Origin of the sequence: Rhodopseudomonas sp. BAL398, from assembly GCF_033001325.1 — a bacterium.
In the GTDB taxonomy this organism is placed as follows: Bacteria; Pseudomonadota; Alphaproteobacteria; order Rhizobiales; family Xanthobacteraceae; genus JARJEH01.
This window is the reverse complement of the sequence record NZ_CP133111.1, coordinates 4,468,425-4,480,828: the sequence shown is the minus strand read 5'-3', so window position 1 is coordinate 4,480,828 and position 12,404 is coordinate 4,468,425. Positions and strand designations below refer to the sequence as shown.

The following is a 12,404-nucleotide window of genomic DNA, read 5'->3' as shown; positions in this document are numbered from 1 at the left end:
GGCCCCGGTCGCGATGACGCTCAATTCCGGTACCGCGATCGACGGCCAGGTGAACCTCCCAGCATTCCGGCCGGTGTCGCTGGCCGGATCTTGGAATGCTGGAGCGCATCGAATTCTGACGGTTGGCGAGGCGGCGCCGATTTGAGTGAACACGTCCAGCGGCGAAGAGCCGGCCGAGCTTCACCAGATCAGCGTGCGTTGCGGCCGTCATGTTTCGTGCTTTCCAAAGTTGAGTTGTGAGATCGGATTTTAGGCGCCGATCATCAGGCATGCGCCGGTCGCGACGATGACCAGTCCGGTAAGCCCATGCATGCCGAAGGCGAGCGCCCTGCTTCCGCCCGACCGAAGGACGGTGACCATGTCACCGAAGGCAATGAGGCTTGCGGCGAGCATGAATTCGCCGAGGAGGTGCGGCATTCCGTTCACCATGAGCAGAATGACGAAAATCCCGGACGCGATATCGCGGGTCCCCTTCACGGAGAGCCACGCGTTGAAGCCACGCGACAGCGGCGGAGATGCAGCGATGCCGAACTCAGCCGATGCGCCAGCTGGCGCCAGCCAGAAACGGGAACCGAGGAAGATGATCGCGGCCGCGATCAGGCCGGACAGCACATATCCGATTTGGATCAGTAAAGTGGAATGGGTCATGACGCTTTATCCTTTCATCTGCAATATATCTAGCGGCGCTAGTTAATGCTGTCAATTGGAAATCTAGCGTTGACAGGAAATACGGCGCCGGTAGTGTCATGCAATGTCGATCGTGGAACGAAAAGAGCGTCAGCGCGCCGAACGCTATGAGCTGATCCTGAATACCGCGCTTGAGCTGGCTGCAGCGGAAGGCTGGGAGGCGGTCACGACGCGTCGCCTCGCAGCGTTAATCGAGTACAGCCAGCCCGTCCTCTACAGCCATTTCAAAGGCAAGGCCGAGATCATGGCGGCGGTCGCTATGAGGGGGTTCGAGGAGCTGGCGACCGACATGAAAAATGCGGCTGGCGGCGCCAATGCTTTGCACGCCCTCTGTACCGCCTATCTTCATTTTGCCGCCTCGCAGCCGGTTGTGTACGAGGCGATGTTCGTCTCGCCGACGGAACTGTTGTTTGCCAGCGAAGAAACGCCGACGGCACTCCGGGCGGCTTTCGACGCGCTGGTCACCGCACTCGGGCCGGATCAGGGAGCCCCGGTATTCACCGCCGAAGTGCTGTGGAGCGCCTTGCATGGAATGGTCGTCCTGATGCAGTCCGGACGCATCCCAGCTGACGGTACTCAGGACCGATTAGACATTCTGGTCCGAAAATTCAGCGGTAATTACTAACTCCTTGGGAACGATGATCGATTCGGACGGCCCCTCAGCCGGACCAGTAGCAGCCGAGCCCGCGGCGCGAGACCTGCCCGTATTTTTACGAAGGCCAAATTATTTGCCGAATCACGTAGTTTTTCGGGGAGAAGCACGATCATATCGATCGTAGTCTGATTTCCTCACCCGGCCGGCGTTCGGCAGCAATGGCAAAACGCAAGATGCGGGCTTCGACCATCAACACGCGTGACGCCGCCGATGCCCAAGTGCAATCCAGTGCCGGGGCTTGTTGCGCGCGGCCATCGTCACGGTGGCAGACGCCAGCACCTATCGTCGGGCTTGCGCGATGACGCTCTCCTCCCGGCTGGCATTGGCAATGATCGCGCTGGCGCTGGTCACCACCGCGGCGCTTGGTGTTCTGAACTATCAGAGCGTCGTCTCCTTGCTGATGCCAAGAGCGCTCGAGCGGCTGCAGACCCAGGCGCGGCTCAGCGCCGTGGTGATGGATGCGTCGCTGAGCAGCGCCTATGCCGACGTCAAGGCCAGCGCCAGTTCCGATGATCTGCGCAGACTGATGATGGCGGGGCGTAACGCTGGCGGCGAGACGCCGAACCCGACCGAAGCCTATTGGCGCGAGCAGATCGCCCATGATTTCGTCGCCGAGCTCACCGCCAAACCGGATTATGCAATCCTCCGGGTGATCGGTGTGGCGGATGGCGGCCTCGAAATCATTCGGGTCGACCGCCACGGTCCGAACGGTACGATTCGAATCGTGCCTCAGGATCAATTATCGCGCCGCGGCGACCGCTCCTATGTCAAACAGGGCATCGCGACGCCGGCCAACGAAATCTACGTCTCCAACATCGAACTCAACCGGACCCTGACGGGGCTGGAGAAACCGGACACCCCCACACTGCGCGTGGTCGCCCCGCTGCACCAACCCGACGGCACGACTTATGCCGTGCTGGTGCTCAATGTCGATCTGCGCGCCATCCTGGCGCGGCTGCGCGCCGGCGGGCAGCCCGGCAACCAGATCTATCTGGTCAACGAGCAGGGCGACTATCTGCTGCATCCCGACCCGTCGCGCGAATTCGGTTTCGATCGCGGCGCTCGCTTTCGTATCCAGGACGATTTTCCGGAATTCGCGGCACTGCTGCAGGCGGGCAGCACCGAACCGCGGCTGATGCTGGACCGCGCCGGGCAACGCTTCGGCGTCGGATGGGAATGGGCAAGGCTCGCCGGCGGCCCCAGGGTGGCGGTGGTCGAGACCAGGCCCTACTCCTCCTTTTTCCTGGTGCGGACCGCGGTACAGAAGGCGACGCTGCTCGGCGGCGCCGCCGCGCTGTTGGTCGCTGTCCTGATGGCAGTGCCGTTGGCACGCTCGCTGACCCGGCCGCTGGTCCGGATCACCCAGGCGGTCGAGGGGTTCTCCCGCGGCGAACCGGTCACGGTCACGGCGGGCGGCGGTCACGAAATCAACGTTCTGGCCGAGGCCTTCAACCGGATGGCTGCGGAATCGCGGCTGAAGGCCGCCGAACTAACCAAGGAAACCGAGCAAAGCTCGCGGCTGGGCGACGTGCTGAACAACACCATCAACAATATGCCGGATCCAGTGCTGGTGGTGGACGCGGAGGGAATGGTGATCATCACCAATCCGGCGGCACGCAACCTGTTCGGGAGCCTTTCGGGAGTCGGCCCTCGCAACACGACGCGGGCCTTCGACCGCTTCTTCCCCGACGGCACCCCGTTCGGGCCGGACGATTCGCCGCTGCTGCGCGCCTTCGGTGGCGAGATCATCGAAAACTTGGAATTCATCGTGCAGCCGATCGGATCGGATCGGCGCTCCTATCTGATCGCCAATGGCCGGCCGCTGCGCAGTGAATCCGGCAAGCTGCTAGGCGCGGTGATGGTCTATCACGACGTCACCCAGACCAAGAAAAGCGAGGAAGCGCTGCGCCACAGCGAGCGGATGGCGCGGGCGATCATCGATACCGCGCTCGATGCCTTTGTCCAGATCGACTCGGCCGGGGCCATCACCGAATGGAGTCCGCAGGCCGAAGCGATGTTCGGCTGGCTCCGCAGCGAGGTGATCGGCAGAAGCATCGGCGCCTTGATCTTTTCCCCCGAGCAGCTGAACGAGGGCGCCGCCGAATATTCGCGTTTTCTCGACTCGATCGAGCATGGCAGTCCGGGTCACCGGGTCGAGATCGAAGCGGTCCGGCGCGACGGCTCGGCGATCCCGATCGAAGTGGCGATGACCGCGTTGCGCCGCGACGACGGCTTCGTCACCAACGCCTTCCTGCGCGACCTCACCGACAAGATCGTCTCCGACGAACAGCTACGCCAATCGCAGAAGATGGAGTCGATCGGACAATTGACCGGCGGCATCGCCCACGACTTCAACAACATGCTCACCGTCATCACCGGCACCATCGATATTCTCGGCGATGCGGTGGCCGAGCAGCCGCAATTGTTGGCGATCGCCAAACTGATCAGCGAGGCGGCCGACCGCGGCGCGGAATTGACCCGGCTGCTGCTGGCGTTCGCGCGCAAGCAGCCGCTGCAGCCCGACGAAACCGACGCCAACGTCTTGTTGAGCGGGCTGGAAAGCCTGTTGCGCTCGGCACTGGGCGAACAGATCGAAATCGAATCCGTGCTGCAGCCGGGGCTATGGCCGATCTTCGTCGACCGGGGCCAACTCGATTCCGCGCTGGTCAATCTGGCGGTCAATGCCCGCGACGCGATGCCCAATGGCGGCAAGCTGTCGCTGGAGACCTGCAACGTCGTGCTCGATCAGGAACTCGCCCGGCGGATGGGCGGGATCGACGAGGGTGGCTATGTGATGATCGCGATCACCGATTCGGGCTCCGGCATTCCCGAGGCGATCCGCGACAAGGTGTTCGATCCGTTCTTCACCACCAAGGAAGTCGGCAAGGGGACCGGGCTCGGCCTCAGCATGGTCTACGGCTTCATCAAGCAGTCGGGCGGCCACATCACGCTCTACAGCGAGGAGGGTCTGGGCACCACGTTCCGGATCTACCTGCCGCGCGCCAAGGCCGAAACTCAGAAGATCGCGCCGGCGGCGCCCGAGGCTGCGCCGGTCGGAGGCCACGAAACCATTCTGGTTGTCGAGGACGACGCGCTGGTGCGCAACTACGTCACCTCGCAGCTCAAGAGTCTGGGCTACACCACGCTGTCAGTGGCCAACGCCGCCGCCGCGCTTGCGATCAGCGACAAGCAGGTTGCGTTCGATTTGCTGTTCACCGATATCGTGATGCCGGGAAAGATGAACGGCGTGCAGCTCGCCGCCGAGATGGCGAAGCGGCATCCGGGACTGAAGGTGCTCTACACCTCGGGATATTCCGAGAATGCCCTGATCCACAACAACCGCCTGGATGAGGATGTGATCCTGCTCAGCAAGCCCTATCGGCGTGCCGCGCTCGCCCGCATGGTCCGACAGGCGTTGTCGGCCGCGACGCCAGAACCGCAACGCAAGGCGGGCGCCGGCCTGAACGACGATCGCATCAGCGCCCCTGGTAGTCTGCCGAGGGCAATGGGCAACCAAGTCTAAAGCATTCGTCCATAATCTGAATCTGATCCTTCAAGCGATCGCTTCCGATCCGGCTTGAAGAATCGACGAATCCCATGATGGCGATCTGGAGCTGTCGAGGCATCGACCCCGCCTGGATCGCGCATGGTCATATCTGCGCACGTTCCACGATCACCGGAGGAAGTCGTCATGCCGAACAGCCCATCCCATGCCGGCCGCTCCGCGAGCACCGCCGGCAGCGGCTGGACCGTCCGCCTCAGCCATAAGATCGCGGCGATCGGGATCATCGGGCTGATCGGCGTGCTGCTGGTCGGCGGCATCCATCTGTATGGCGAGTCGTCGCTGGCGCCGATCCAGAAGGCGACCGACGCCGCGCGACTGACGGCCGAATTGACTGGCAAGCTCAACGTCGAACTGCTCGAGGCCCGCCGCGCCGAGAAGGACTTCCTGGCGCGCAACGACGTCGCGAAAGCCGAACTGCAGCAGACGATCGTCAAATCCGCGGTGGCGAGCGTCGACGCGCTGCGCAAGCAGGTCGGAACCAATCAGGCGTTGGCCGCGGATGTCGGCCGCATCGGCGATGCGTTGAAGGCCTATGAGGGTCACTTCGAAGCCGTGTTGGCGCAGAAGACGCGTCTGGGGCTCGATGAAAAATCGGGACTGGAAATCAAGCTGCGGACCTCGGTCCACGACATCGAAAAGATGGCCGATCGGTTCGACGAGCCGCAGATGAAAATCTCGATGCTGATGATGCGGCGTCATGAGAAAGATTTTATGATGCGGCGCGACGGAAAATATGTCGACCAACTGACCGCGCAGGCCAAGAAATTCTCGGCTCTGATCGACAGCGCCAGCCTTCCGGCCGACGCCAAGACCGCCCTGGCGACCAAGCTCGCTGACTATCAGCGCGACTTCCTGGCCTGGGCCGAGACCGCTAAGGCACTTGGCACCGAGCTTGCCGCGATGTCGGCCTCCTTTGCGCCGATCGAACCGCTGATCGAATCGATGGTCGGCTCGGTAACCGCCGCGCGGCTCGCAGCCGAGCAACAAGGTGACGTGCTGCGCGATCAGACCGAAACCCAAATCAACATCGCGCTCGCGGTGATTGCCATGATCGTGCTTGGCGCCGGATATCTGGTTGGCCGTTCGGTGTCGCGGCCGCTGGCGGCAATGACCGCGGCGATGATCGAACTGGCCCACGGCAATTTCGATGTCGTGCTGCCGGGGCTCGGCCGCAGGGACGAAATCGGCGAGATCGCCGACGCGGTGGAAACCTTCAAGATCAAGGCCGAAGAAAAAGCGCGCGAGGAAGCCGCGGCTGCCTCGCGCCAAGAGGCCGTCGCGGCCCAGCAGCGCAAGGCCGAAATGATCAAGCTGGCCGATGCGTTCGAGGGCGCGGTCGGCGAGATCGTGCATATCGTTTCATCCGCCTCGACCGAGCTGGAGGCGTCGGCGACGTCGCTGACCTCGACAGCGACGCGATCGCAGGAGCTGGCAACGGTGGTGGCGGCATCCTCCGAGGAAGCCTCGACCAACGTGCAATCGGTGGCGTCAGCGACCGAGGAGATGGCGTCGTCGGTCAATGAAATCAGCCGGCAGGTTCAGGACTCGGCCCGGATCGCCAGCGAGGCCGTCAATCAGGCTCAGGCCACCAATGATCGCGTCGCCGAACTGGCCCAGGCCGCCACCCGGATCGGCGACGTCGTCGAACTGATCAACACCATCGCCGGACAGACCAACCTGCTGGCGCTGAATGCCACTATCGAGGCGGCGCGGGCCGGCGACGCCGGCCGCGGCTTCGCCGTCGTCGCCGCCGAAGTGAAGACGCTGGCTGAGCAGACCGCCAAGGCGACCGGGGAAATCAGCCAGCAGATCAGCGGCATTCAGGCGGCGACCCAGCTTTCGGTCAGCGCCATCAAGGAGATCGGCGACACTATCGGACGGATGTCGGAGATCGCCTCGACCATCGCGGCGGCGGTGGAACAACAGGGCGCTGCGACCCAGGAGATTTCCCGCAACGTTCAGCAGGCGGCGCAGGGGACGGAGCAAGTGTCGGCGAACATCACCGACGTGCAGCGCGGCGCCACCGAAACCGGCTCGGCATCGGCGCAGGTGCTGTCCTCTGCCAAATCGCTCTCGATCGAAAGCAATCGGTTGAGGTCCGAGGTCGGCAGATTCCTCGACACGGTGCGCGCCGCCTAAGCCGGCCGGCGCGACCGCGCGACTACTCCTCGATCAGCGTGAATTGCAACAGCAGGGTGCGCTGGATCATCGAGAAATTGTCGTCCGACACCATCGTCAGCACCGTGTCGCCGTTACCATCGACATGGGTGCTCAGCCCTTCCATATTGTCGATCTCGTGGCCGAGATCGGCATCGAAGATGGTGCGGCCGTCGATCACCGCGCCGGGCGCCAGCGTGTCCAGCGCGATCCGCCGGATCCGGATTCCGACCCCGGTCAGCAGCGAGAATTTGCGCTCCAGCAGCAACAGATCCCCCGCCGGCAGTAGCGTCGCATCGCTGATGTCGTAATTGTCGGTGCGGCGCACCGCGAAGGACCCCGGCGAGGGGCCTCCGATCAGAAAGCCGATGATATTGCCGTCGGCATCGAGGCCGCGTTCCGAGATCGCGATCAAGGTGCCGGCCAGTTTGCGGCCCTTCGGCACGAATACCAGCGATTCCAGCCCCTTGTTGTTCGGCAGCTTGCGCACGCCCGGCGGCACCGCGATCGGCTCGCCGCGCGCGCGAACGCCGTCGCGGGCGAAATCGAACCGCACGATCCGGTTGACCCGTTCGATGCCGACATAGGCGATACCTTCGGCGAAGGCCATCGACTCCGTGTCGTACCAGCGGCGACTGGTGAGCGTCGCGCCGTCGGGGCCCAGCATCGGCGCGGCTTCGACCTCGGTCAGCCCGGTCATCTGATCGCCCGCATAGACGATGCGCCCGGTGAACCAGTTGGCCTTGTCGCTGATCGTGATGAAACGCTCGCCCTTGGCATCGAGCCGCAGCGCCGATAGCCCGCCAAAACCGCGAAACCCGGAGGTCAGCACCAGCCCGCTGCGAAATTGCAGCGCGCCGAACCGCAGATGCGACGGATCGCGCAGATCGAACGAGGCGATCGGCCGGGCGCGGACCTCGATGCGCTGGGGATCATGGACCGAGAAGGCGTCGAGCTCGGCCTTGGCCGACTGCGCCAGCGCAGGGCGCGCATCCAGCGTCGGCAAGGCCGCCAACGCGCTAAGCGCCAAGCTTCCCGCAATGAAGCGCCGCCGTGTCCCCCCTCCCCCTTGCGGGGAGGGGTCGGGGGTGGGGGTCCACAAAGTTGGCGTCTCACTCGTGGCACCCCCCACCCCGACCTTCCCCCGCAAGGGGGGAGGGTGCGCGCCGTCTGCGTCGCTAGCGCTGTCCTCCAGCGGCTCAGCCGGGCGAACATGCAGGTGTCTCATCGCGCCTCGCGCGCGGTCACGAATGCAGCCGGCGCGGACGGCCTGGGGAAGGTGGCGGGACCGCGGTCTCGGAGAACAATTCGGCCAATTTCTCCGTGATGGCGCCGCCCAATTCCTCGGCATCGACGATGGTGACGGCGCGGCGATAATAGCGCGTGACGTCATGGCCGATGCCGATCGCGATCAGTTCGACCGGCGAGCGGGTCTCGATCTCCTCGATGATATGGCGCAGATGCCGCTCCAGATAATTGCCGGGATTGACCGACAGCGTGGAATCATCGACCGGCGCGCCATCGGAGATCATCATCAGGATCTTGCGCTGCTCGCTTCGGCCGAGCAGCCGCTTATGCGCCCAGTCCAGCGCCTCGCCGTCGATATTCTCCTTGAGCAATCCCTCGCGCATCATCAGCCCGAGATTTTTCCGCGCCCGACGCCAGGGCGCGTCCGCCGATTTGTAGATGATGTGGCGCAGATCGTTGAGCCGGCCCGGATTGGCCGGCTTGCCGGCGGCGAGCCACGCCTCGCGCGATTGCCCGCCCTTCCAGGCCCGCGTGGTGAAGCCGAGAATCTCGACCTTGACGCCGCAGCGCTCCAGCGTGCGCGCCAGGATGTCGGCGCAGGTCGCCGCCACCGTGATCGGCCTGCCGCGCATCGAGCCGGAATTGTCGAGCAGCAGCGTCACCACTGTATCGCGGAAGGTGGCTTCCTTCTCGCTCATGAACGACAGCGGATGGAACGGATCGGTGACGACGCGCGACAACCGCGCCGGATCGAGCACGCCTTCTTCCAGATCGAAATCCCAGGCGCGATTCTGCTGCGCCATCAACCGGCGCTGCAGCCGGTTGGCGAGCCGCGCCACGACGCCTTGCAGATGCGCCAGCTGCTTGTCGAGATAGCTGCGCAACCGCTCCAGCTCGTCGTGATCGCACAGATCCTCGGCGGCGACGACCTCGTCGAATTTCGGCGCGAAGGCGTGATATTCCGGGCCGCGCGGTTCGTTATGGCCGCGCGAATTCGGCCGCGTCGCTTCGCCCGGGGTTTCGTCCTCGCCGAGTTCGCCGTCCTCGAAGGTGTCGGAGGTGGAGGCCTGCGCGCTTTCCATCGCGCTGTCGCTCATCTCATCGCTGGAGGCCTCGGCCTGCTCGGCGCTCATCTCCTGCGCGGCGTCGCTCTCCGGCGTGCCTTCGGCGCCGGACTGATCGTTCTCGCCTTCCTGATTGTCCTCCTGATTCTCGTCCTCGTCGGCTTCGGTGTTGCGCTCGTCGCCGATGTCCAGCGCCTGCAGCAGCTCATGCACGGCGTCGCCGAACTTGGCCTGGTTCTCCGCGAAGCTCTCGAGCAGGTCGAGCCGCGCGCCGATCTTGTCCTCCAGCACCGGCCGCCACAGGTCGACCATCTTCTTCGCGGCGGCGGGGGGCGCAAGGCCGGTCAGCCGTTCGCGCACCAGCATCGCCAGCGCATCCGGCAGCGGCGCGTCGGCGCGGTCGGTGATCTCGTCGAACTTGCCGCGATGAAAATGATCGTCGAGCATCGCGGTGAGATTCTTGGCCACGCCGGCCATCCGCCGCGCGCCCAGCGCCTCGACCCTCGCCTGCTCGACGGCCTCGAACACCCCGCGCGCCTGCGGATTGCCCGGCATCAATTTGCGATGCACTTTCGGGTCGTGGCAGGCGAGCTTCAGCGCGATGGAATCGGCGTGGCCGCGCACAATGGCGGCGTCGCGCTTGCTCATCTTGCGCGCCGGTTCCGGCAGCCTGGCCTTGCCCGGCGACAGCCCGGGCCGCTCGGCGGCGAAGGTGACTTCAAGCTCCGGCGATTTGGCGATCGCGCGCAGGCAGGACGTCACCGCGCGTTTGAACGGCTCGGTCGGGCTTTCCTTCGAACCGGGGCGGTATTTGTTCGTGGGCGTGGTCATGTGGACAATTACTCTTCCGGTGAGCGGATGTCTTCAAACTCAACGGCGCGCGACAGGATCGCATCCCAATCATAGGGACAGGTCGACCCAAAAGCCTTCGCCGGAAGCCCGGTTTCCTCTTGGGCGTCATCGCGGGCATCGAGGTAGGCTTCACCGATCGCTTCTGCGATATGCGGCTTAAGGCTAGGATTCTTCTTGAGAACGCGAGCGATCTGACGCCGCTGCGTGCGGATCGAAAAAACCCAACTCTTTGACCGGTGCGTGGGCTGCTGGTCCCACTTCAGCAAATGCAGCAGCACGACGCGAATCGCGCTTTCCAGCTTGTCATATTGCTCGCCGCCCACGTCGGACAACTCCTCGGCGATGTTGTCGGCATCGATCTCGGTCACCCGACCCTGCCGCAACAACGCAACCTGCTGCTCGACCCAGCCATAGCGATCATCGGCATAGCGCGCCGATGCGGCCGGTTGCGCGGTCGACTCTGAGCGAATTTTCGAACTGGTCGTCATCGCCAATCCTCACAACGCCTTGGTGAACCAGTGGCGGGTCACGCCGCCCGGGTAGCCGTCGATCGCACCGAACTCCTGATAGCCGCGGTTGCGATAGAACCCCGGCGCCTGACTGCTCATGGTGTCGACATAGGCGCGCTCCGCGCCGAACTGCCGGGCTTCATCCTCGATCTTCGCGATCAGGGCCGTGCCGTGTTCCTTGCCGCGAAACCGTTCATCGATCCAGAAGTACTGTATGAACAACACCGTCATCCAGACCTCACCGACGATACCGCCGACGATCTCGTCCTTGTCGCGCAACGAGATGGCGAAGCGCTTGTGCTTCGTCTTCCCCATCTTTTCGCGGTTGTAACCCATCAATCCGTCGAGCACCGCCTTCTTGGTTTTTCCAACGGTGCGCTCGACGGAGATCAACGGCATCACATCAGCTCATCGCCACGTTGACCGAACTCTCCGCCAGCTCGACATTGAAGCAGCGCTGGTAGAACTCCGCCACCAGCGGGCGCTCCAGCTCGTCGCATTTGTTGAGGAAGGTGACGCGGAACGCAAAGCCGATGTCGCTGAAGATCTCGGCATTCTCCGCCCAGGTGATCACGGTCCGCGGGCTCATCACCGTCGACAGGTCGCCATTGGCGAAGGCGTTGCGGGTCAGGTCGGCGAGCCGCACCATCTTGTTGACGATGTCGCGGCCTTCCGGGTTGCGATAATGCTTGGCCTTGGCCAGCACGATCTCGACTTCCTCGTCATGCGGCAGATAGTTCAGCGTGGTGACGATCGACCAGCGATCCATCTGGCCCTGGTTGATCTGCTGGGTGCCGTGATACAGGCCCGACGTGTCGCCGAGCCCGATGGTGTTGGCGGTCGAGAACAGCCGGAACGCCGGGTGCGGCTTGATCACCTTGTTCTGATCGAGCAGCGTCAGCCGGCCGGAGACTTCCAGCACGCGCTGAATCACGAACATCACGTCGGGACGGCCGGCGTCATATTCGTCGAACACAAGCGCGATATTGTTCTGCAAGGCCCAGGGCAGAATGCCGTCGCGGAATTCGGTGATCTGCTTGCCGTCGCGGACAACGATCGAATCCTTGCCGACCAGATCGATCCGGCTGATGTGGCTGTCGAGGTTGACGCGGACGCAGGGCCAGTTCAGCCGCGCCGCCACCTGCTCGATATGGGTGGATTTGCCGGTGCCGTGAAAGCCGGTGACCATGACGCGGCGATTCTTGGCGAATCCCGCAAGGATGGCCAGCGTGGTGTTGCGATCGAACCGGTAGTCGGAATCGACGTCCGGCACATGCGGATCGACCTCCGAATAGGCCGGAACTTCGAGGTCGCTGTCGATGCCGAAAACCTGCCGAACCGACACCTTCATGTCGGGTAAGCCGGCGGTCTCCTGCGCAGTTGTCATGGCGGCGGTCATCAATCCTCCGTAGGCTCGGATGCGCCGAACCCCGATCTGTGGTGGCTGCGGTTGAATGCGGATTTCAGCCTAGCAGAGAGCCGCGACCGGCAGAAGCCCGCCGCGTCATCAAAGTTCTGTTGTCTTATCATCAAGATAGGTGCGAATGCAGGTTTATGGAAGGCTGCATTGCGAATCGATGATCCCGGTTTGACAGTGTTTGCCGATGGGAACGCCGGGCACGGGCGCCGCTTGCCCGGCAGCCATCGCGGGCCCTCTGATGTGACGA

The 12,404-nt window shown here is 63.8% G+C and carries 9 protein-coding genes; 3 read left to right on the top strand and 6 right to left on the bottom strand.

Going from position 1 to position 12,404, the window contains the following annotated elements; all coding sequences use genetic code 11:
* Window positions 1-249 precede the first annotated feature (249 nt).
* Window positions 250-648, bottom strand: a complete 399-nt coding sequence (locus RBJ75_RS21125) for a DUF4267 domain-containing protein (RefSeq protein WP_044404352.1) — start codon at window positions 646-648, stop codon at window positions 250-252.
* Between the two features lie 103 nt (window positions 649-751).
* On the opposite strand from RBJ75_RS21125, the gene RBJ75_RS21120 reads away from it, so the two are divergent.
* The 3 genes from RBJ75_RS21120 to RBJ75_RS21110 all read left to right on the top strand — a co-directional run bounded on the left by RBJ75_RS21120 (window position 752) and on the right by RBJ75_RS21110 (window position 7,046).
* Entirely contained in the window at window positions 752-1,312 is a 561-nt protein-coding gene (locus RBJ75_RS21120) for a TetR/AcrR family transcriptional regulator (protein WP_044404355.1), read from the top strand.
* Between the two features lie 328 nt (window positions 1,313-1,640).
* Entirely contained in the window at window positions 1,641-4,865 is a 3,225-nt protein-coding gene (locus tag RBJ75_RS21115) for a PAS domain S-box protein (protein ID WP_080900808.1), read from the top strand.
* 168 nt (window positions 4,866-5,033) lie between these two features.
* Entirely contained in the window at window positions 5,034-7,046 is a 2,013-nt protein-coding gene (locus tag RBJ75_RS21110) for a methyl-accepting chemotaxis protein (RefSeq protein WP_044404358.1), read from the top strand.
* Between the two features lie 22 nt (window positions 7,047-7,068).
* Here the strand turns inward: RBJ75_RS21110 and RBJ75_RS21105 are convergent, their stop codons facing one another.
* The 5 genes from RBJ75_RS21105 to cobS all read right to left on the bottom strand — a co-directional run bounded on the left by RBJ75_RS21105 (window position 7,069) and on the right by cobS (window position 12,136).
* Window positions 7,069-8,166: an esterase-like activity of phytase family protein gene (locus RBJ75_RS21105; protein ID WP_044404361.1), complete on the bottom strand. Its 1,098-nt coding sequence runs from the start codon at window positions 8,164-8,166 to the stop codon at window positions 7,069-7,071.
* A gap of 142 nt (window positions 8,167-8,308) precedes the next feature.
* The gene (gene cobT / locus RBJ75_RS21100; RefSeq protein WP_044404363.1) at window positions 8,309-10,207 is read right to left on the bottom strand and encodes a cobaltochelatase subunit CobT; all 1,899 of its coding nucleotides are present in this window, start codon (window positions 10,205-10,207) and stop codon (window positions 8,309-8,311) included.
* 8 nt (window positions 10,208-10,215) lie between these two features.
* Window positions 10,216-10,716 (bottom strand): DUF29 domain-containing protein, encoded by a 501-nt coding sequence (locus RBJ75_RS21095; protein WP_044404364.1) that lies wholly within the window; start codon window positions 10,714-10,716, stop codon window positions 10,216-10,218.
* 9 nt (window positions 10,717-10,725) lie between these two features.
* The gene (locus RBJ75_RS21090; protein ID WP_044404405.1) at window positions 10,726-11,136 is read right to left on the bottom strand and encodes a GNAT family N-acetyltransferase; all 411 of its coding nucleotides are present in this window, start codon (window positions 11,134-11,136) and stop codon (window positions 10,726-10,728) included.
* Between the two features lie 4 nt (window positions 11,137-11,140).
* Window positions 11,141-12,136 (bottom strand): cobaltochelatase subunit CobS, encoded by a 996-nt coding sequence (cobS, locus tag RBJ75_RS21085; protein ID WP_044404366.1) that lies wholly within the window; start codon window positions 12,134-12,136, stop codon window positions 11,141-11,143.
* Window positions 12,137-12,404 lie beyond the last annotated feature (268 nt).